The following is a 20,962-nucleotide window of genomic DNA, read 5'->3' as shown; positions in this document are numbered from 1 at the left end:
CGTTCCGCGTTACCGGTTTTTTTATGGGTATAGCCTTTCCTGCTGAAACGAGGAGCCGTTCCAGCACAGTGCGCTGGCGCCGTCCATCGTCCAGTCAGCCAGCACGAAACGCTTGGCATGGCGGCCTTCCAGCAGGAATTCGTGCAGGTTCGGGCGATGGGTGTGGCCGTGTATTAGAATGTCGCAGCCATGTTGGCGCATCGTTTCGGCGACGGTTTGTTGATTGACATCCATGATTTCATCGGTTTTGCCGCGCTTATGATAAAAGCTGCGTAGGCGGTACCAGCGCGCGGCCAACAGGCGAAGTATCAACGGTTTGCTCAGTACATTGGCGCGCCACCGAGGATTACGGGATTTTTTCCGAAACGCTTGGTAAGCCTCGTCGTCGGTGCAGAGCAAATCGCCATGCGTCAATAAAACTCGGGTGCCGTTCAAGTCGATAACGCTGTAATCGTCCAGCAATGCGATGCCGGTTTCCCGACAAAACTGTTCGCCCAGCAAAAAATCTCGATTGCCTTGCAATAAAAAAATCCGGATTCCAGCTTCGGTCAGCGCTCTTAATGCTTTTTTGATACTTCGATTCGGCGGAGTTTTGTCGTCGTCGCCTATCCATGCGTCGAAGAGATCGCCGAGTATATAGACGGTTTGGGCGCGCGAGGCTCGGTACTGCAAGAAATCGAGAAAGCGCCGGGTTAGTCCCGGCTTTTCCCATGCCAGATGCAGGTCGGAGATGAACAGAATATCCTGGTGTAGAGACGCCTGCTTCGGCGTCTCTAGCGAGGATTGCGGCATGGCGTTATTCGACGACTTCGGCTTTCTCAATGACGATGTCGGTTTTGGGGACGTCTTGATGCATGCCGCGGTTGGCGGTGGGTTGCTTGGCCATCGCATCGACGACATCCATGCCTTCGACGACTTCGCCGAATACCGCATAGCCCCAGCCGCTAGGCGTTTGGTTGGTATGGTCTAAAAAGGCGTTGTCTTTATAATTGATAAAAAATTGCGCGGTGGCCGAATGAGGATCGTTGGTACGGGCCATCGCGATGGTGCCGCGCTTGTTTTTCAGGCCGTTGTTCGCTTCGTTTTGGATGGTGGCCTTGGTGGCTTTTTGATTGAACGACGTGTCGAAACCACCGCCTTGAGCCATGAACCCCGGAATGACACGATGGAAGATCGTGCCGTTATAAAAGCCGTCGTTCACGTAGGCAATGAAGTTGGCCGTTGATGCAGGCGCTTTGACGGCGTCGAGTTGGATGACGATGGTGCCTAGCGTGGTGGTCAATTTGACTTTGGATTGGGAGTCCGACATTTTGTTTTCCGTTGCAAATGAAAGGGTTGAAAATAAAAACAGCATCAGGTAAGCGAACCGGTTACGCATGAAATATCCTCGTTAGCGCTGTAAGCGGCGAATTCTATGTGTTTTTATCTTGAAAGAGAAGCCGGAATCTTGGTAGATTGCGGAGTCTTTGCGCCGTAATCGATCAACGCCGATGCTGAAAATTTACAACACCCTGACTCGCAGCAAGCAAGAATTCATTCCCCGGGAACCCGGCAAGGTCGGCATGTACGTTTGCGGCATGACTGTTTACGACTATTGCCACGTCGGCCACGCTCGGGTGATGGTGGTTTTCGATACCGTGGCCCGCTATTTGCGCCATGTGGGATACCAACTGACGTATGTGCGGAACGTCACCGATATCGACGATAAAATCATTCAGCGCGCCAACGAAAACGGCGAAGCCTTTACCGAATTGACCGAGCGTTTTATCGCCGCAATGCACGAGGACGAAAGGGCGCTGGCGGTATTGCCGCCGGACATCGAGCCGCGCGCTACTCAATCGATTGCCGACATCATCCGGATGATAGAAACGCTGATCGACAAGGGCTACGCCTACGTCGGCGGCAATGGCGACGTGTTTTACGCGGTCAGCCGTTTCGACGGTTACGGCAAGCTGTCCGGCAAGAACATCGAAGATTTGAATGCCGGCGAACGGGTCGGCGTCGATACGGCCAAACGCGATCCGCTGGATTTCGTGTTGTGGAAAATGGCCAAACTCGGCGAACCGGCCTGGGAGTCGCCTTGGGGCATGGGGCGTCCCGGCTGGCATATCGAATGCTCGGCGATGTCCACTTGCTGCTTGGGCAATCATTTCGACATTCACGGCGGCGGCATGGATTTGCAGTTTCCGCATCACGAAAACGAGATTGCCCAGTCCGAGGGCGCCACCGGTCAGCCCTTTGTCAATTATTGGATGCATAACGGTTTCGTTCGGATTAACGAAGAGAAAATGTCCAAATCATTGGGTAATTTTTTTACCGTACGCGAGGTGCTGAAACAATATCGGCCGGAAGTGATTCGGTTTTTCATACTGTCCAGCCACTACCGCAGTCCGCTAAATTACGCCGACGAGCAGCTCGACGAAGCCGGTACCGCGTTGACCCGTTTATATACGGCGTTGCGCGGCGTCGAAATCGCCGACATCGACATCGACGTCGATTATCGGCTGCGTTTCGAGCAAGCGATGGACGATGACTTCAATACGCCGGTGGCCCTGGCGGTACTTTTCGATTTGGCTCGCGAATTGAACAAAACCGAACACAAAGCCCAACTGGCGGCGACGTTAAAGCGTTTGGCCGGAATTTTGGGATTGCTGCAAGACGATCCGGACAGTTTTTTGAAAGGCGGTAGCGGCGCGGACGGTTTATCCGAGGCCGACATTGAAAGTTTGATTGCCGATCGTAAAGTCGCCAAAACCAATAAAGATTGGGCGCGAGCCGACGCGATCCGGGATCGCCTAAAAAGCTCGGGCGTCATTCTGGAAGATGTGGCCGGCGGGAACACCATTTGGCGGCGGGAAAACTGAGAGACAGCAATGACTGAAATCAAAGACCAATCTATTCAGCGGTTTCTCGACGAACTAGCCAGCAAACAGGCGACACCGGGCGGCGGTAGCGCGGCGGCGTTGCTGGGAGCGCAAGGCGCTGCGTTGGTTTCGATGGTTTGCAATCTGACGATAGGCAAACCCAAATACGCCGAAGTCGATGCCGAGCTGAGAGTGTTGTTGGTCGAGGCGGAAGCGTTGCGGGAAACATTGACCGGGATGATTCAGGCCGACATCGAGGTGTTCGATCGCTTGATGGCCTGTTATGGCCTGCCCAAGGCCAGTGACGAGGAAAAAACTCATCGGACCGAGCAAATTCAGGCGGTGCTGAAGGACGCGACCGATGTGCCCTTGGCCTGTGCTAGGGCTTGCGCGCAAGCGATCGCATTGAGCCGGGTTGCGGCCGAAAAAGGCGGGCAGGCGGTAATCAGCGACGCCGGCGTCGCGGTGATGGCGGCCTTTGCCGGTTTGAAGAGCGCGGCGCTGAACGTCCGGATCAATGCCGGAGCCTTGAAAGATAGGGCGTTCGCCGACGGTCGGCTGGCGGAGTTGCAAGCCTTGTTGACGACAGGCGAGCGGGAGGCCGATGCCATTTACCGAATCGTGCAAGACAAACTTTAACTCGCGAATCGCCCGAATCAGCCGCTCGGCTATCGGGGCGTTCGCTTTGAGCTGTCTAGGTTACAACAGGCCCAAAGCCGATAAGTTAAGTGCTTACGGTCGATCTAGGTCGGGCTGAGGGAGTCGAACTAAGCCGCTGGCTGAGCGGAGTCGAAGCCAGCCGTTTGCTTCGGCTCTGCTTAGCGAACGGCTTAACCTAACGGCAACGGCATTTGCAGCAGGCTTAGGCGAGGATTGGCTCAAAGCTGTTTGACGTTAATATTCAAGGTTTGAATCCGATAGGCGATCTGCCTCGGCGTCATATCCAACAAGCGCGCCGCCTTGGCCTGCACCCAGCCGCTTTGTTCCAGCGCCGCGATTACTCTTTCCCGCTCGTCCATGTTTTCGTCGTGCAGATCGATTTGCTTGATCTGTTGCGGCGTCCGGCCGATGCCAATTTCGCTTTCCAGCCCGGTCGCGGCAATTACGTCGCGATCGATGACGCCGTCCTGGCTCATAATCGCGGCGCGTTCCAGGCGGTTTTCCAATTCGCGGACATTGCCGGGCCAGTCGTGTTTCATCAAAATGCGGATCGCGCTTTCCTTGACTTCCAGCGGCCGGCCGCCTTGTTGCTTGGAAATCCGGTTCAGTAAAAAGCTGGCCAGTTCCGGAATGTCTTCGATGCGCTCGCGCAGCGGCGGCATATTGATAGGCATCACGTTCAGCCGGTAATACAAGTCTTCGCGGAAGTTGCCGTCGGCCACCTCCTGCTCCAGATTGCGGTTGGTCGCGGCGATGATGCGGACGTTGACTTTCAGGGTGCGGACGCCGCCGACCCGCTCGAATTCGCCCTCTTGCAATACCCGCAATAGTTTGGCTTGGAACGAAGCCGAGATTTCGCCGATCTCGTCGAGAAATAAGGTGCCGCCGTCGGCCAGTTCGAAGCGGCCCTTGCGTTGACCGATCGCGCCGCTGAACGCGCCTTTTTCGTGACCGAACAACTCGGACTCGAGCAAGGTGTCCGGTAGTGCCGCACAGTTCAGTTTCAGAAACGGGCCGTTGGCGCAGGCCGAGTTGAAATGGATGGAACTGGCGACTACTTCCTTACCGGTGCCGGATTCGCCGCGAATTAAAACGGTGGTATGCCATTTTGCGACCTGACGAATGATGTCGAACACCTTCAGCATCGGTTCGGAATGGCCGATGATGTTTTCGAAGCGATAGTTTTTGACCAGAGTCTGTTTGAGGTAGTCGCGCTCGCTGGCCAGTTCGTTTTGTTTGCGTTCCATGACCCGCAGCATGTTGACGCTGTGGGCGATCAGGTTGGCAACCATTTCCATGAAGCGGGCGCGTTCGCCGAGGAAGCCTGCGTCGCATGGCTGAGCCGCCAGGATGCCGACTACTTCTCCTTGTTCGACGGCCAGCGGCGAGCCGATGAAGGGTAGGTCGGGGTTGTATACGCCGAGCCGGCTTAAGAAGCGCGGTTCGTCGGCGATGCGCTCCACGACGATGGTGCTGCCTTCGTCCAAAATCGCACCGACCAAGCCTTCGCCGGGTTGGTAGCGGACCGAACGGTCGATGTCTTCGCCGTAGATTTCGCAGATGCTCATGCTGTCGTCTTCAATGTCGCGTAGCGTGATCATCCCGAAATGCAGGCCGGTACGTTTGTGCAGTATCTCCAATATCCCCTTCAGTTTGGTTCTCAGATCGTGGGTGCTATTGAGAAGTTGGCTGACCAAATACAGGGTGTCCAGTTCCGATTCGACCAGTAGTAATCTTTCACTCATGGATGCTCACCATGGCTGAGTTTTTTTGACAGGGAAAACTGAGTTTGAAACTGCAGCCGTTTTGATAGTCCGGATCGATTTCGATCATGCCGTTGTGCTGGTTGACAATTTCCTTCGCCATTACCAGCCCCATGCCGGCCTGTACGCTGCCCATCGTCGGCGAAGTGGTGAAAAACGGTTCGAACACTTTGCTGCGTTGATTCGCCGGGATGCCGGGGCCGGTATCGTCGATAGCCACGTGTACCCAGGCGCGGTCGCTGGCGGTGCTGATCTTGATCAGCCGTTCGCGACTGCCGGCGCGGTTCATGGCATTGACCGCATTGTCGATCAGTTGTTTGAACAGCATGCGCAGTTTGTTCTCCGACCCGAGGATAGAAGGCAAAACCGGATTGGGCAACCAATCGACGACGATGCCGTTGGCCAGAAACTTGGTGCTGTAGAGCAGCATTACCTCGTGCAGCAGTTGATTCAAATTGACGGGTACGACCGCCGATTCCGGGATCTCGGGCACGCAGCGTTGCAAAGTCGCCAGGGTTTCCTCGCCCATGGCTTGTACCTGACTGAGCAGGTCGCGCAACGGCTGGTTGTGCGAATCGTTGCGCTGACTCATGATCTGTATCGCCGCGTGAATTTGATTGAGCGGCTGGCGGATTTGGTGCATCGCGCCCAACAGGGTTTCGCGGATGCTGCGTATGTGTTCTTCCTCGGTCAACAAATTGCGTAAAGTTTGAATCTGCAGTTTTTCCTGCTGGCGACGCTGTAGTGTGATGTCGTTGACGCTCAACAATAGATAGTCTTTAAATTGCTTGGCGAAGAAAGTGTCGGCGCAGACGTCGTTTTCGGTAAACCAGTTGCCGGAGCAGGAAAACCAGCGGGTGCCGCGGATGCCGGTGCCGTCGTAACGGATTTCCCGGTTGGTGAAGCCTTGGCGAGTCGTGGCGGCGTTCCACAGATCGCCCATATCCTGCTCCAACGCGTCGAGGAAAAACAATGCCGGTTCCGGTTTATCCAGTTCGCTGATCAGCATCTTGTACATTTGGTTGTCCAGGACCACTCGCTTGTCGCTGTCCAATACCGCCATCGCCACCGGCGATGCGTTCAGCACCGATTCGATCAATTGCTTTTGGTTACTGACCTGCTGTTCGACGTGGTGAGCCTGGGTGACGTCCCGGTGCATGCCAATGTAATGACTGATGGCGCCGCGTTCGTCGAACATCGGCGCGATCGTCAGGTCCGCCAAATAGCGGTCTCCCAGTTTACGCCGGTTGACCAACTGGCCGTGCCAAACTTGCTTGCGGGAAATGGTGTGCCATAGGTCGTAATAAATTTGCCGGGGCGTGGACTTGTCGGAGAGCTTGGATTCGTTTTGGCCCAGAATTTCGGCGGCGTGGTAGCCGGTCACTTGGGTGAAGGCATCGTTGATATACAGGATATTGGCTTTTTTATCGGTGATCGATATGGCGACCGGGGCTTGTTCGACCGCTTTCACGAACAGCGAGAAAGGTAGGGTTTGGTTTCGCTTGTCGCCGCGCTTGGCCGGGGCGGTATCGGCCTGGCCGGGCGCCAACAGATTGGCCGTGTCGATCTCGATTTCGCCCAGCATGAAGTCACGGGTGGATTTGGTCATGGCAAACTGCTCTCTAGGTATATTCCGGATGAATGATTGTTGCCCGCCGAGCAAACGACAGAACCGCGGGCGGCAAGGGCGACCGGCTCCGGGCCGGTATTTCCTTAAAAGCATATGCAATTTGGACGCCAAAGTTGGTAAGGCTAGTCTGCTGTTGCTTATTCCCGGCTAATTGTAAGGTTTACGACATTTATTTGCCCGCTTGTTTTGAATCTGTGTTTTTTGGCACAGAGCTTACAGGAAACCTGAGCCCTGATTTCGCGGGATTCGGCGGGTATTCGCCGAGATAGTCGCTTGGCACGGATGATGCTGAATGGTTAACACTACACAAGGTTCTTAAAACGATGAGCGAATACTTATTGCTGATATTGGGCACGGCGCTGGTAAACAACGTGGTGCTGGTCAAGTTCCTCGGATTATGCCCGTTCATGGGGGTTTCCAACAAACTTGATACCGCATTGGGCATGGGCTTGGCGACCACCTTCGTACTGACGCTGGCCTCGGCCGCGAGTTGGGTGTTGGAGCACCGCTTGCTGTTGCCGTTCGACATCGGCTTTTTAAGAGTGTTGGGTTTTATTTTAGTGATCGCCGCCGTCGTGCAGTTCACCGAGATGGTCATTCATAAGACTAGTCCGGTGATGTATCAGGTGTTGGGTATTTTCCTGCCGCTGATCACTACCAATTGCGCGGTCTTGGGCGTGGCCTTGCTGAACATCCAAGAACAATACAACTTCGTCCAAAGCCTGTTGTTCGGCTTTGGTTCGGCATTGGGTTTTACCCTGGTGATGGTGCTCTTTGCCGGTCTCCGTGAACGCTTGGCGTTGATGGCTGTACCGGCACTTTTTTCAGGCACCCCCATTGCGTTTATCACCGCCGGCATTATGTCGCTGGCATTCATGGGATTTGCGGGTCTATACAGCAAATAAGAGGCGCAGCCATGTACGTTTTATCCGCGATAGTGATTTTGACCGCTCTGGGCCTGTTTCTGGGCATCAGTCTGGGCATTGCCGCTAAATATCTGAAAGTGGAATCCGATCCGCTGGTCGAGCGAGTGGAAGAATTAATGCCGGGTTCGCAGTGCGGCCAATGCGGTTTTCCAGGCTGTCGGCCGGCGGCCGAGGCCGTGGTGTCGGGCGCCGCTCCGGTGACCTTGTGTCCTCCGGGAGGAACGGCCTTGGTCGAGCAACTGGCCAAGCTGCTGGGTGTCGATGTCGACTTGAGTCAAACTCAGGATCAAGAGCCGATGGTCGCCAGGGTCAGTGAAGAGACGTGCACCGGTTGCACTCGCTGCTTTAAGGTCTGCCCCACCGATGCGATCGTCGGCGCACCAAAACAAATCCATGCGGTCGTTGCGGATGCCTGCATTGGCTGTAAAAAATGTGTGGAAGTTTGCCCGACCGAGTGCCTGCAAATGCATCCCGTCGAAGTCACCTTGCGGAACTGGCGCTGGCCCAAGCCTTTGGCGGCGTAAGGAAAAAGTTTATGTTTGGATGGTTTGAAAATCCTAGATTACGCGGCGGCGTGCATGCCGAAGAGCATAAGAGCGAAACGGCGGAGTTGAGTATCGCCAGTGGCTTTCCGATTCCGAAAAAGCTCTACATTCCGGTGCAGCAGCACGTCGGCAAGCCCGCCGAGCCAGTCGTTAAGGTCGGCGAAAGAATTCTAAAGGGTCAACTACTGGCCTATAGTCAAGGCACCATTTCGGCGCCGGTTCATGCACCAACATCGGGCGTTGTCGCCGACGTGAAAGATTTTCCGGCGCCGCATCCCTCCGCGTTGCCGATTCGAACCGTTGTCATCGAAAGCGACGGACAGGACGAATGGGCGCCGCTGGAAGTGCCCGACGATCCGTTTGAACTTGATGCGGAAACGATTTGCGCGATGGTCGGCTCCGCGGGCGTGGTTGGCTTGGGCGGTGCGGTGTTTCCGTCCGCCGTTAAACTCAGTCTGGGCCGAAAAAGCAAAATTCATACATTGTTGATCAATGCTGGCGAATGCGAGCCCTACCTGACCTGCGACGATAGGTTGATGCAGGAAAAAGCCGACGAAATTGTTGCCGGTATCCGCCTGATGCTGCGCGGCATGGGCGCGCCCAAAGCGATGGTCGGTATCGAGGACAATAAGCCGGCCGCGTATCAGGCCATGCGCGATGCTTGCCGGGATTATCCGAATATCGTGGTATCTCAAGTTCCGACCCGCTACCCGATGGGTTGGGACCGGCAGATGCTGCGTTATCTGACCGGTCAGGAAATTCCGGCCGATGGCCGAGCCGCCGATATTGGCGTCGTGGTTCACAACGTGGCGACCGCCCACGCCGTTTACAAAGCGATTTGTCTGGGTCAGCCGTTAATTTCCAGGGTGGTTACCGTGTCCGGTGCCGCCGTTGCCCAACCTCGCAACGTCGAAGTGCCGATCGGCACCTTGATGTCGGAAGTGCTGGCATTCTGCGATTGGGATAAAACCAAAATGGCCCGCTTGGTGATGGGCGGACCGATGATGGGCGATGCGCTGCCTATCGCCGACGTACCGGTCGTCAAGGCGTGCAATGGTATTTTGGCTCTAACGGCCGCCGAAATCGAAGAACCCGAAGTGCAACCGTGCATTCGCTGTTCGAGTTGCGTCACGGCTTGCCCGGTGGGTTTGCTGCCGTTGGAAATGGCTAGCCGGATCAAGGTTAACCAACTCGATGCCGCGGTCGATCTGGGCTTAAAGGATTGCATCAGTTGCGGCAGCTGTTCCTATGTTTGTCCTTCGAATATCCCGCTCGTGCATTACTTCAAATTCGCGTCCGGCGAACTGGTCAAGCGCCAGCAGGCCGATCACAAGTCGGAACAAACCAAACGTCTGATCGACGAACGCAATCAGCGAATGGAGCGCATCCGTCTGGAAGCCGAAGCCGAGGCGCAACGTGCTCAGGAAGCCCGCGCCGCCCGTTTGGCCGCTCAACAAGCGCAGCAGGCACAACAAGCCCAGGCGAAAGCGGAGGAAACCGTATGAGTGTAAAACCGGTTAGTGGTCCTCACGTACTGGCTACCCGCCGTTCCGATCAGATCATGCGTCTGGTGATTCTGGCGATGGCACCGTCCGTAGGTTTCGGCGTGTTGCTATTCGGTTGGCCGGCCTTGTATTTGCTGGTTGTCACGGTCTTCTCCGCGCTGGCCTTTGAAGCGTTCTGCCTGAAATTGAAAGGCGTGGCGGCCGGACCCTATTTGCGCGACGGCTCCGCGATCGTCTCCGGCCTGCTGGTGGCGATGACCTTGCCGCCGTGGGCGCCCTGGTGGATAGGCGTCGTTGGTGCCGGTATCGCTATTGTGTTGGGTAAGCATGTCTATGGCGGTCTGGGACAAAATTTATTTAATCCGGCGATGCTGGCCAGGGTGGCCTTGCTGATTTCATTTCCGATCGAAATGACGACGTGGGCGAACGTATCGCCGCTGTTCACCGGGCCTGGCGTGTTCGACAGCTTCGCTATCACATTTTCGGGCTTGAGCAACGCCGATGCGGTAACCGGTGCGACCACGCTGGGCCTGGTCAAGACCGAATTTTCACAAGGCCACGTATTACCCGGCATATTGAACGACTATTCCGGCTTCTTGGCGATGTTGGGTTGGGAGCGCGGCAGTCTCGGCGAAACTTCGACGCTGTTGATTCTCGGCGGCGGCCTGTGGCTGATGCGGCAGGGCGTGATCCAGTGGCATATCCCGGTTTCGTTGTTGGCGACGATTTTCCTGCTGTCCTCCGGCTTTCATTTGTGGGACGCCAAACATTACTTGAGTCCGTGGGTGCATTTGAATTCCGGCGCGGTCATGCTGGTGGCCTTCTTTATCGCTACCGATTACGTGACCTCACCGAATACGCCGCAAGGACAGGTGATCTTCGGCGCCGGCTGCGGCTTGTTGATATTCGTAATTCGTTCCTGGGGGGGGTATCCCGAGGGTACCGGTTTTGCCATTTTACTGATGAACGCCGTGACTCCATTGATCGATCATTACATTCGGCCGCGCATTTACGGACGTTACCGTAGCGGTAAACCGCTAGACATTTCCAATTCCTGAGATTGCCGATGAGTTCCGATCCCGTGCAAAAACAAGCGGCTGGCGGCGAAGCGCTAGCGGCGGCGATTTCCGCCGGCAAAGCACTTAAACGCAAGCTGGCGATCTGGCTGGAACCCGAGAATTTGCAGGCCTTGCGGCCGCAATTGCAATTTCAGGCCGGCGTTTTGGCGGGTTTCGCGTTACTGGCGGCGTTGTTGCTGGGCTTGGCCGATCTGGCTACCCGCGGCGTGATCGCGCTACGCTTGCAGGAAGACTTGCAGGCCAATTTGGCTCAGGTGGTGCCGGCCGATTTGCACGACAATAACTTGTTGGAAGATAGCGTGATGTTGGATTCCGCCGATGCGAATCTGGGCTCGCCGCAAACACAGGTGTATCTGGCCAAGAAAGCCGGCGCGGTCAACGCGGTGTGTTTCAAGCTGATCGCGCCGGACGGATATGCGGGACCGATCAGTCTGGTCATGGGTGTGGACCGAAACGGCGAAATTCTGGGCGTGCGGGTGATCGCCCACGTCGAAACGCCGGGTCTCGGCGACAAAATCGAAATTACCAAATCCAAGTGGGCCTTGTCTTTCGACGGCAAATCGCTGGATAACCTGACCGTCGAACAATGGGCGGTTAAGAAGGACGGCGGGGTGTTCGATCAATTCAGCGGCGCGACCATCACGCCACGTAAAGTCGTGCAAGCCATTCGGCGCGGTCTGGAATTCTATCGCGTTCATCAAGCCGAACTGCTGGCCGCGGAATAGTCCTATCCTGGTAAACCACGTTTTCGTTTCGGAGTGTATCCATGAATCTCTCGATATTGTTTTCCGAGCCCTACCGCAAAATCGCCAAAGACGGCTTGTGGGACAACAACGTCGTATTGACCCAGAATTTGGCCTTGTGTCCGCTGCTGGCGGTGACCGGTACCGCGACCAACGGGCTGGGCATGGGCTTGGCGACGATGGTGGTGATGTTGGCGTCCAATGCCGCCGTGTCGGCCAGCCGGCATTTGATTCCGGCCGAAATTCGGATTCCGATCTTCGTGTTGTTGATCGCGGCTCTGGTGACCTTGGTCGATTTGTTTCTGAACGCCTGGATGCACGAGTTGCATAAGGTGCTCGGTTTGTTTATTCCGCTGATCGTTACCAACTGCGTCATTTTGGGCCGGGCCGAAGCCTTCGCCTCCAAGCAGGAAGTGTTGCCGTCGATGTGGGACGGCTTGATGATGGGCGTTGGCTTCACCGCCGCGATGGTGGTGCTCGGCGCGATGCGGGAGATCAGTTCGGCGGGTACCTTGTTCGCGAATGCGTCGGTGTTGCTGGGTGAAAGTTTTCAATTTCTGGAAACCGTGTTGATTCCGGAATATAAAGGTTTTCTGCTGATGGCGCTACCGCCGGGCGGATTCATCATGTTGGGATTCATGGTGGCCTTGAAGCGACTGTTCGATCGCAAGGCCGCCGAAAAACCGGTCCAACCGGCCGCGCCGATCGAAGCAGCCGTCGTCGAATAACCGAGGTCAACGATGAACGTAGGAGTTTGTTACGCTCAAGCGGATCGGCAAATCTGGATGCGTCTGGAAGTGCCGGAAGGTAGTACCATCGCCGAGGCGATAGAATTATCCGGTGTTTTGAGCCAGTACCCGGAAATCGATCTGGAAACGCAAAAGGTCGGGATCTTCGGCAAACTGGCCAAGCTCGATACCGTGGTCAAGGAAGGCGACCGGGTGGAAATCTATCGCAAAATTACCGCCGATCCCAATCAAGTTCAGCGGCGCCGGGTGGCTTAGCCATGTACGTCTGCGTTTGTAAGGCATTTACCGAACGCCAGCTTGATGCGGCAATCGCCAGTGGAGTATCCTCGCGTAAACAATTAACCAATTGTTTCGGGGTCGGCGGCGAATGCGGTAAATGCAACCGGGAGCTTTCGCAACGATTGCTCGGCAAAGCATCTTCCGGCTGTTCATCCAGCATCCATGCCGCGACCAATCATTAAAACGAATCACCGGGAGAATCGACATGCAAGGCGATAAAAAAGTCATCGAGTTTTTAAACAAAGTGTTGGAAAACGAACTGACCGCGATCAACCAGTATTTTTTGCACGCGCGGATGTTCAAGAATTGGGGTTTGCACAAACTTAACGAAAAGGAATATCACGAATCCATCGACGAAATGAAACATGCCGATCGCTTGATAGAGCGGGTGTTGTTTCTGGAAGGATTGCCCAATCTGCAAAGCTTGGGGCGCTTGATGATCGGTGAGAACCCCAAGGAAATGCTGGAATGCGATCTTAAATTGGAACAACTGGCGTTGCCGTTGTTGAAGGAAGCGATTGCCTATTGCGAGTCGGTGGCCGACTACATTTCGCGCGAATTGTTGGAGCATATTCTGGAAAGCGAGGAAGAACATATCGATTGGCTGGAAACTCAGCTGGATTTGATCGAAAAACTCGGCATTCAAAATTACCTGCAATCGCAGATGTAATCCCTATTTCGCCTCTTCCATCCGGCCGCCTCCGCGTGGCTGTTGTATGGAAGGGGCCAAGCTTCGTCTTCTCACGTTATCTTCTTTCGAACGTCCCGTTCGCGTAAAACCGGGTGCCCGTGGTGTTGGCGTTCGTCCGCCGTTTTTTCCGAAGACATTGCGGAGCGCCGATCGCGCCAACGGGATTTTTCCCAGCGCTCAGCAGAATCGTCGGTTTCTCGCTAAAATGACAGCTTGATTCTCTACCGGCCGGACCAACGAACGACACGCATGGCTTGTCCGACGTCCAAGGCCAACGATCGCCAGTTCGGTGCCCACTGAAAGGATTTATGCTGCAAAACGCCTTTACGCTCGAATCATTGCTGGAGACTCACGATCTGCCGTTCGTGATCATCAATGCCGATTTAAGGATCGTCGCGGTGAATCGCGCTTGGGAATTAAGTTTTGGCGTCGATAGGCAGCAGCAGGTTGGTCGGCCCTGTTGTGCCGATAGCGGTCGCTGCCGCCACCGGCAATTGTTTCAGTCCTTGGAAGGTTACGCGGGCGTTCATGGCGGTGTCGGTACCGTTCCGCCCGAGCTGTCGTTCAATGTAAGGGGGTTTCCGCTGCTGGATGCCGATGGCACGCTGTATTTGGGTGAAACCCTGGCTCCGATCAGCAAGCCGACCGGTGCTTACAGCGGGCCGACGATGATAGGCCAGTCGGCGGCGTTTACCCGCTTCAAATCCACGTTGTTGCAAGCCGCCGTCAGCCAGGCGCCGGTGATGCTGTTGGGCGAAACCGGTACCGGTAAGGAATTGGCGGCCGAATTCGTGCATCGCCAATCGCCGCGCGCCGATGCGGATTTCGTCATTGTCGACTGCACGATACTGGGCGAGGATTTATTCGAAAGCGAATTGTTCGGCCACGAGAAAGGCGCGTTTACCGGCGCCGCCGTCGCCAAAAAAGGCCTGTTCGAACTGGCCAACGGTGGAACCTTGTTTCTCGATGAAATCGGGGATCTGCCGTTGTCGCAGCAACCCAAATTGCTCCGAGCCTTGGAAAGCGGCCAGTTTCGCCGGGTCGGCGGAACGACCATGTTGAAGTCGGACGTGCGTATCGTCTGCGCCACGCACCGTAATTTGGCCGATATGGTTAAAGCGGGCCGGTTTCGCGAGGACTTGTTTTACCGGCTTTCGGTGTTTCCGGTGGACGTGCCGCGCCTGCGCGACCGCAAACAGGATCTGCCGGTGTTGATCGATTTTTTTCTGGAGCAGCTCGGCGGTCGCGACGGCCGTACTTATCGGCTGAACCAGCAGGCTTTAATCAAATTGCTGCAGTACGGATGGCCGGGTAATATTCGCGAATTGCGCAATTGCTTGCAGCTCGCCGCCGGCTTGTCGCAAAACGGCGTGGTCTCGGAGGCTTGCGTGCATTTCATGCAGCCGCTGAACCAATCGGCCGCAGTCGAAGCGACGGTCGCGGCAACGCCGGAGCGCAAGCCCTGTTTGAACAGTTTGGCGGAATTGGAAGCCGATTTCATCAACAGCCTGATCGTCAAATATCAAGGCAACCGCAAGTTGATCGCCGCCGAAATGAACATCAGCGAGCGCACGCTTTATCGCAAACTAAACCGTTTGAATTTGAATTAGGTCGCGGAGCATATCGTTATGGAAGCCAATCTTATCAACTGGACCTTAACCAGCATCAGCCCGCAACGCAACGGATTTACGCCGCCGCGCGACATGCGGGAGACCGTGGCTCAAATCAAGGCCTTGCCGCCATTGCCGGGTAGCGCGATGCGTATCTTGAAACTGACTTCGGACCCGCACGCCGACGCCGCCAAGTTGGCGGAAATCATCGAGCTTGATCCTTTGTTGACCGCTCAGATCATACGCTGGGCCAGTTCGGCCCTGTACGGTTACCGGGGCAAGATCACGTCGGTGCATGATGCGATAACCCGGGTGCTGGGTTTCGACTTTGTCATGGATCTGGCCTTGGGCTTAGCAGTATTGGCGCCATTGAAAGCGCCCAAGGACGGGCCGATCGGCACCCGGATGTTTTGGACGCATGCGCTGGCCAGTACGCAGTTGATGGCCAAATTAGCAGCGGCGATGCCGGAGCCGAGTCGGCCGTCGGCGCAAGCCTTGTTTTTGGCGGCGCTGATGCACAACATTGGTTTTCCTCTGCTGGGCCACCGTTTTCCCGACGAATTCGCCTATTTGAGCGGTTTGATCGCCGCCAATCCCAGCTTGGTGGTGTTTCACCTGGAAAACTTCGCGTTCGGCGTCAATCACGCCGAAATAGGGGCGTGGCTAATGAACGATTGGTCGATGCCTCGATTGGTAACCGACATCGTTTATCACCACCACAACCCTTGTTACCGAGGCGACAATTACATGCTGAATTTGCTGACTTTCGCAAACGATAGCTTGCTCGGCGAACTTGGGATAGGCGATGCCGCCAATCAGACCTGTTCGGAGCAGGCCGTCGAGCAATTGGGTTTGACGCAGGACGCGTGCCGGGAAGTACTGGACAGGCTGAATGACGATCTGGCCAAGGTCGTCGCCACCGCCGAACAGCTGACCGAATAAGCTCGCGCCACTAGTCGCGCATGACCGCGTTGCGGCGGTCCTTGCGTTTCAACACGCCGCCCAATATCCACATTTGGTACATCGATACTGTCCACATGAACACGAACGCCACGCCGAGGCCGGCACCGGCGAGAATCACCAGTAGCGCGAAATGCGGATTAAGCTTGGTCAACCACCAGGATGCGATGTCGATCAGTAAAAACAAATACGGCATCACCACGGCCGGATATTTGTACTTACAAGGCACGCCGGTACTGAAGCTGAAAATAATACCGACGAACATGAAGATAAAACTGATCCCAAACAGGTGGATGTGCGAAATGCGTATCAGCGATTGAAACGTGGCACCTTCATTGGAAGCGGCCAGTTTCTTTAAATTGTCGAATCGGCCGAAGTCCGGCAACGAGCCGGCGGAGGCGTTGTGGCACATCAAGCAGCGGGTCTCGACAATCGGCTTGATGTCCCGATCGTAAGTCGCTTCCTCGGCGCCGTCCCGCACCCACTGGATGATTTTGAAGCGTTCCTGGTCGGGGGCGTTGTACTTCATCGAACCGTTCAGTTTCGATTCCAACACCGAACCGGAGCGGTCGCCGTAATAACTGTAGACGATGTCGTCCAACGACAGGCCGAACTTGCCGTCGGCCATCCCGTGAGTGAACAGGATTTGAATCAGCGCCATCAGATAACCGGCACCGACCGTGGTCAGGTAACCGCTGAACAGCAGTTTGATTGAGGTGCCGAAGCTGATCAGATTGATGCCTTTGCCGGCGCGGTCGAGAGTAGGTGGATCGCAGTTCATGGCGGAATTCCGAGGCTAAACGAAAATGCCGCCCGGCGCGTTGGGCGCCGGGCGGGCGAGGGCGATTTTCGCGCTCGCTATTGTTGACTATTCTGGTAGTACAAGCCAAGCGCCTCGATTTCGGGGTCGCTCAAGGTCTCGGCCAGAATCCGCATTCTGGCGTAGATGTCGTTGTGACGTTCGCCGGATTTAAAGGCGCGCAAGCTGGCTGCCAGATAATCCCCGCTTTGGCCGGACAACGCCGGAACGTCCTGCGCTTGCCCCTTGCCGTCGGTGCCGTGACAAACTTCGCACGGCGGCAATAAGCGCTGCTTGTCGCCGCGCTTGACCAAGTTTTCGGCGGTCGGATAGGCGCCTTTCGCGTTAGCCGACAAAATCGCCGCCGGTCGAGTCGAAAACCAAGCCGCCACATCGGCCGCGTCTTGTGGCGTTAGGCCTTTGGCGATGCCGTTCATCAGCGGATTTTGCCGACTGCCGTCGCGGTAGTCTTGCAGTTGCTTGAATAAATAAGTCGGCAACTGGCCGGCCAGCGACGGATAGGTCGGCACGGCGCTGATGCCTTGCTCGCCGTGGCAGGCGGCGCAGGCTTGCGCCAGTTCCCGGCCTTTTTGCGGATTGCCGGATTCAACCAAGCTCAATTGCTCGGCGGTCCACGCCAGTTTCGACGAGGGTTCGGCGCAAACCAGCGCGGGTGTCAGTACTGCGATCAAGCAGAATAGGTTTTTCATGATCAGACCCCCCATCTGCCGGAACCGAAGGTTTCCATCAGGAAGAATTGCAAAATCGGGTAACCGAATGCAATCAACATGAATACCGCGATGACCGCGTTCCACAATCCGAAACTGTTCAAATAGGCTGGTAAATCCCGGACCGGATGAATCGGTTCGGCGTATTCGACTTCGCCTCGATAGGCTTCCGTGCCGCACTGGGTTTTATACAGGTTGTAGAGCAACATGCCGGAGGACACCAGCAGGATCGTGCCGCCGAAGATCATCGTGACTTCGTAGGGCTCCCAGGACAAGGTCAGCAAGTTGTTGTAATTGACGCTGTCTATCCGCCGCGGCTGGCCTAGCAAACCCAGAATGTGCCAGGGCGTGGTCATGATGATCATGCCGACGAACCAAGTCCATAATTGGGTGATCGCCAACGACGGGCAATGCAACGGTTTACCGGTCAGAACCGGCCAGAAATAATAGGCGATACCGAAATACATGATGATGGTCGTGCCGCCGAAGATCAGATGGAAATGGCCGGATACCCAGGCGGTGTTATGTACCATCGCGTTCATTGCATAGCTGGCGTTGACCAGGCCGCCGAAGCCGCCGAAGATGAGCATCAGCAAGCCCAGAATTAGCGCCAACACCATTGGGTTGTTCCACGGCAGCGCGGCGATCCAGCCGAACAAGCCCTTGCCGCCGTTAAGGCGGCCGGCGATTTCCAGCGAGGCGATCACGGTAAAACCGGTGATGAAGGTCGGCAACGTGACGACGAAGGTGCCGATCGCGTGCAGGATTTTCCAGCCGTGCCCTTGCTCAGGATCCATGTACAAATGGTGGAAGCCAATCGGCAAACTGAATACAACCAACAGAATGAACGCGGCTCTGGCCATTTCGTCGCTGAACAAATAACCGCCGGCCTGTTTGGGGACCAGGGTATAAAACGCGGTATAGGTTGGAATCAGCCAGAAATAGACGATGGGATGCAAGGTCCAGGCGAACAGCGTACGAGCCAAACCGGCGTCTATCGTATCTATCCAGCCCAAGGCCCACGGGATCAATTGAAATAGGACTTCCACCGCGACGCCAACGCTGGTCCACAGCCACAGAATCGCATTGGCCGTGGTGGCGAACATCGCCAACGGCACCGCTTGGCCAGGATGAGCTTTTTTCCATTGCATGTACATCACGATCATCGACACGCACCAGAACCACGAGCCGACTACCAGCAAGGTCGCGCCGATGTAAAACAACGGGTGGGCCATCAACGGCGGATAAAAGGTAAACAACACCGAGGCCTTGCCCAGCAGCAACGGCAGCGCGGCCAGCACCACGCCGGTCAGGGCAACGCCAAAACCGCTCCAAGCGAAACTTAGGTTCCAGATTGGCAGTTTCAGCGTGCTGGTGGCCACGTAGTAGCCGAAGCCCATGATGAAAAACGTTGTCAGTACAAAGCCCATCAGCACGCCATGGGTACTGACCGAGGCGTAATACACTTCCCGCGACTCCAAAAAGCCGAAGAAACCGCTACGTTCAATGACTTGGTACAGCCCCATCAACGCCGCCAAACCGAAGGCGGCGAACGCGACCCACAGATGGGTCAGCGCCAGTTTTTTCGCGCTTGCGTTATCCATGTTGTTCTCCCCCTTGCTTGGCCAGCGCGTCCCACTCGGCCTTGCCTACCACCTTGATGTTGCTCCACATGTGGGCGTGGCCCATGCCGCAATACTCGTTGCAGAGCAAGGGATAGTCGCCGGTGTGGTGCAGTTCGGTCTTGACCTGGGCGACATAGCCCGGCACGATCATCGTGCTCATATTGGTCATCGGCATGTGGACGCCGTGGATGACGTCCAGGCTGACCCAGCGGAAGGTGATCGGCGTTTCGGCCGGCACCGTGAGAGTTTTTGGGAAAAAGCCGTAGCGGCCGGCCACCATGCGCACCGTGACGCTGCCGTCCGGATTGCGGCTGGCGCCGAGTTTGTCCTCGGCGAATTCCTTGGACAAATGCAGTTTGGCCGAGTCTATGGTTTCGACATTGCTCGGCGCGTGTATGCCGTGCAGCAAGGCCGAGCCGAGAATGGCCGAGACGAACACGCCGGCGATACCCAGCGCGACACCGGCCCAATTTCGTTCCAGTTTATCGATATGCATGGTGCCCCCTCAACCGATATGGCCGCGCGGCAGGAACACCCCGTAATACATCAGCAGCCAGGCGATCAGCATGCCGCCGCTGACGATCAGCATCAGCGCCCAGGTGCCGACCGGCGAGCTTTCCAGGATTTTTTTTCGTTCTTCTTCGCTTAATCGAGTCATACCCATCCTTCCTGTTTAATTATTTTTAGGAATTGAGCAATAAGCGCCGACTCGCGGCCCGTCATTCTTGGCGATGACTATTCCCTGGTTATTGCAAGGGAGATCATACCCTGATCGCGCGCGGACGCAAAACGCCAAGGTGGCGCTCGCGTTCCAGCTGCTTTAATGCGGGTGGGCGTTGAGGCGATACAGCTTGTAATCGACGAACTCCCCAGCTTCGGTCAGCGTTTCGGCATGGGTGAGCTCGATGTCGAAATGTTCGGCGTAAAGGTGCCGTACTTCGGCGGCGATCTCGGGGGGCGTGGCAACCGTTTCCGTGGTTTCGGCTTCCTCGGCGGTCAACAGAAAAATCTTGTCGGTATCGGGCAGAATGCGCTCCAGATGTGCGACGTAAAGTTTGCGAACCTCTTCCGGCAAGGCAGTCAATGCCGCGCGGTCGTAAACCGCGGCGACGGTGCCGAGATCGGTAGCGGTCAGCGAAAAATAATCGCCACACAATATCGTCAGGCGATCATGCCGCCACGCCACGAATTTGCCGATTTTTCGACGGCTGGGTTTCAAGCTGTTCTCGCGGAAAAACGCCGCGACAGCAACCGGGCTGAGTTCGATGCCAATCACTTCGTGGCCTTGTTCCAACAACCAGATCAGATCCAGGCTCTTGCCGCACAACGGCACGAATACGCGACTGCCCTCGGCCAAGTCCTGTCCGTTCCAAAAGCGACGTAGTAAGGGATTAACCGCGGCTTGATGGAAGTCGTCGCGTTGGTCTCGCCAAAATTGCAACCAAAGCGGATTGTCGCGGGCGGTGGCGGCGGACGAGGAAGGCGTGGCAGGTTGCTGGGCTCGGTTGGACATGGCTGACTCGCTATGCGGTAGGGTTGTGCTTCGAAAAGGTTCTGATCGAACGGGCACAACGCTTCGCGAGAAGAGCGATGCAGGCCGAAAAGGCGCTTGCGGCGGCGGAGCGACTGTGTCAAAAGTGCCCGCTGGGGTCAAGGGTAACACGCGGGCCGGTTGTCGTGCCGGAATTTGTCCGGTTTGGCGCGTGCCCAAGCCGCGCTTCGATCTGAGCGCGGTCATAGTGGTCGAACCGAGGCCGGCGAAATCGGTTTGTGTCGGCCGTGCGACTGCTGGGTTGAGAGGGCTGG

At 56.2% G+C, this 20,962-nt stretch carries 23 protein-coding genes; 13 read left to right on the top strand and 10 right to left on the bottom strand.

The window, feature by feature from the left end; all coding sequences use genetic code 11:
• Window positions 1-21: 21 nt before the first annotated feature.
• Together A1355_RS01350 and A1355_RS01345 are read right to left on the bottom strand one after the other, a co-directional pair.
• Entirely contained in the window at window positions 22-792 is a 771-nt protein-coding gene (locus A1355_RS01350; protein WP_064024207.1) for a UDP-2,3-diacylglucosamine diphosphatase, read from the bottom strand.
• 4 nt (window positions 793-796) lie between these two features.
• Window positions 797-1,309, bottom strand: coding sequence for a peptidylprolyl isomerase (locus tag A1355_RS01345; RefSeq protein ID WP_269454742.1), 513 nt, complete (start codon window positions 1,307-1,309; stop codon window positions 797-799).
• A gap of 181 nt (window positions 1,310-1,490) precedes the next feature.
• Between A1355_RS01345 and cysS the strand changes: the two genes are divergently transcribed.
• Window positions 1,491-2,864: a cysteine--tRNA ligase gene (gene cysS / locus A1355_RS01340; protein WP_064024203.1), complete on the top strand. Its 1,374-nt coding sequence runs from the start codon at window positions 1,491-1,493 to the stop codon at window positions 2,862-2,864.
• A 9-nt stretch (window positions 2,865-2,873) separates the two neighbouring features.
• A complete protein-coding gene (gene fchA / locus A1355_RS01335) occupies window positions 2,874-3,503 on the top strand; it encodes a methenyltetrahydrofolate cyclohydrolase (protein WP_064024201.1) in 630 nt (209 codons plus the stop codon).
• A gap of 239 nt (window positions 3,504-3,742) precedes the next feature.
• On the opposite strand, the gene nifA is transcribed toward fchA, so the two are convergent.
• Together nifA and nifL are read right to left on the bottom strand one after the other, a co-directional pair.
• Window positions 3,743-5,269: a nif-specific transcriptional activator NifA gene (gene nifA, locus A1355_RS01330; RefSeq protein WP_064024199.1), complete on the bottom strand. Its 1,527-nt coding sequence runs from the start codon at window positions 5,267-5,269 to the stop codon at window positions 3,743-3,745.
• A complete protein-coding gene (nifL, locus tag A1355_RS01325; protein ID WP_082885288.1) occupies window positions 5,262-6,896 on the bottom strand; it encodes a nitrogen fixation negative regulator NifL in 1,635 nt (544 codons plus the stop codon). Before nifL ends, nifA begins: the two co-directional genes overlap by 8 nt.
• Window positions 6,897-7,240: 344 nt before the next feature.
• Between nifL and rsxA the strand changes: the two genes are divergently transcribed.
• From rsxA to A1355_RS01275, 11 genes are all read left to right on the top strand, one after another.
• Complete coding sequence (gene rsxA, locus A1355_RS01320; protein WP_064024198.1) at window positions 7,241-7,822, top strand: electron transport complex subunit RsxA; 582 nt, start codon at window positions 7,241-7,243, stop codon at window positions 7,820-7,822.
• A gap of 11 nt (window positions 7,823-7,833) precedes the next feature.
• Window positions 7,834-8,367 (top strand): electron transport complex subunit RsxB, encoded by a 534-nt coding sequence (gene rsxB, locus A1355_RS01315; protein ID WP_064024196.1) that lies wholly within the window; start codon window positions 7,834-7,836, stop codon window positions 8,365-8,367.
• Between the two features lie 11 nt (window positions 8,368-8,378).
• The gene (rsxC, locus tag A1355_RS01310; protein WP_064024193.1) at window positions 8,379-9,893 is read left to right on the top strand and encodes an electron transport complex subunit RsxC; all 1,515 of its coding nucleotides are present in this window, start codon (window positions 8,379-8,381) and stop codon (window positions 9,891-9,893) included.
• A complete protein-coding gene (locus tag A1355_RS01305) occupies window positions 9,890-10,951 on the top strand; it encodes an RnfABCDGE type electron transport complex subunit D (RefSeq protein ID WP_064024191.1) in 1,062 nt (353 codons plus the stop codon). Before rsxC ends, A1355_RS01305 begins: the two co-directional genes overlap by 4 nt.
• Before the next feature lie 8 nt (window positions 10,952-10,959).
• Window positions 10,960-11,697: an electron transport complex subunit RsxG gene (rsxG, locus tag A1355_RS01300; RefSeq protein ID WP_082885287.1), complete on the top strand. Its 738-nt coding sequence runs from the start codon at window positions 10,960-10,962 to the stop codon at window positions 11,695-11,697.
• A gap of 41 nt (window positions 11,698-11,738) precedes the next feature.
• A complete protein-coding gene (locus A1355_RS01295; RefSeq protein WP_064024189.1) occupies window positions 11,739-12,443 on the top strand; it encodes an electron transport complex subunit E in 705 nt (234 codons plus the stop codon).
• 12 nt (window positions 12,444-12,455) lie between these two features.
• A complete protein-coding gene (locus A1355_RS01290) occupies window positions 12,456-12,719 on the top strand; it encodes an RnfH family protein (RefSeq protein ID WP_064024187.1) in 264 nt (87 codons plus the stop codon).
• Window positions 12,720-12,721: 2 nt separating this feature from the next.
• The gene (locus A1355_RS24225) at window positions 12,722-12,925 is read left to right on the top strand and encodes a (2Fe-2S)-binding protein (RefSeq protein ID WP_082885286.1); all 204 of its coding nucleotides are present in this window, start codon (window positions 12,722-12,724) and stop codon (window positions 12,923-12,925) included.
• A 23-nt stretch (window positions 12,926-12,948) separates the two neighbouring features.
• Complete coding sequence (gene bfr, locus A1355_RS01285) at window positions 12,949-13,413, top strand: bacterioferritin (protein ID WP_064024262.1); 465 nt, start codon at window positions 12,949-12,951, stop codon at window positions 13,411-13,413.
• A 329-nt stretch (window positions 13,414-13,742) separates the two neighbouring features.
• Complete coding sequence (locus A1355_RS01280; RefSeq protein WP_064024185.1) at window positions 13,743-15,044, top strand: sigma-54 interaction domain-containing protein; 1,302 nt, start codon at window positions 13,743-13,745, stop codon at window positions 15,042-15,044.
• A gap of 18 nt (window positions 15,045-15,062) precedes the next feature.
• On the top strand, window positions 15,063-15,986 hold the full coding sequence (locus A1355_RS01275; RefSeq protein WP_064024183.1) for an HDOD domain-containing protein: 924 nt from the start codon (window positions 15,063-15,065) through the stop codon (window positions 15,984-15,986).
• A 10-nt stretch (window positions 15,987-15,996) separates the two neighbouring features.
• Here the strand turns inward: A1355_RS01275 and A1355_RS01270 are convergent, their stop codons facing one another.
• The 6 genes from A1355_RS01270 to A1355_RS01250 all read right to left on the bottom strand — a co-directional run bounded on the left by A1355_RS01270 (window position 15,997) and on the right by A1355_RS01250 (window position 20,669).
• Window positions 15,997-16,785, bottom strand: coding sequence for a hypothetical protein (locus tag A1355_RS01270; RefSeq protein ID WP_064024181.1), 789 nt, complete (start codon window positions 16,783-16,785; stop codon window positions 15,997-15,999).
• Window positions 16,786-16,862: 77 nt separating this feature from the next.
• The gene (locus A1355_RS01265; protein ID WP_064024260.1) at window positions 16,863-17,513 is read right to left on the bottom strand and encodes a c-type cytochrome; all 651 of its coding nucleotides are present in this window, start codon (window positions 17,511-17,513) and stop codon (window positions 16,863-16,865) included.
• Between the two features lie 2 nt (window positions 17,514-17,515).
• Window positions 17,516-19,135, bottom strand: a complete 1,620-nt coding sequence (locus A1355_RS01260; RefSeq protein WP_064024179.1) for a cbb3-type cytochrome c oxidase subunit I — start codon at window positions 19,133-19,135, stop codon at window positions 17,516-17,518.
• Window positions 19,128-19,652 (bottom strand): cytochrome C oxidase subunit II, encoded by a 525-nt coding sequence (locus A1355_RS01255; RefSeq protein ID WP_064024177.1) that lies wholly within the window; start codon window positions 19,650-19,652, stop codon window positions 19,128-19,130. Before A1355_RS01255 ends, A1355_RS01260 begins: the two co-directional genes overlap by 8 nt.
• Before the next feature lie 9 nt (window positions 19,653-19,661).
• Window positions 19,662-19,814, bottom strand: a complete 153-nt coding sequence (locus A1355_RS25525; RefSeq protein ID WP_168031802.1) for a hypothetical protein — start codon at window positions 19,812-19,814, stop codon at window positions 19,662-19,664.
• A gap of 162 nt (window positions 19,815-19,976) precedes the next feature.
• Entirely contained in the window at window positions 19,977-20,669 is a 693-nt protein-coding gene (locus A1355_RS01250) for a thiopurine S-methyltransferase (protein WP_064024175.1), read from the bottom strand.
• Window positions 20,670-20,962 lie beyond the last annotated feature (293 nt).

Source organism: Methylomonas koyamae, from assembly GCF_001644025.1.
Lineage (GTDB): Bacteria > Pseudomonadota > Gammaproteobacteria > Methylococcales > Methylomonadaceae > Methylomonas > Methylomonas koyamae_A.
The sequence above is the reverse complement of the archived record's forward strand: the minus strand, read 5'-3'. Positions and strand labels throughout refer to the sequence as shown.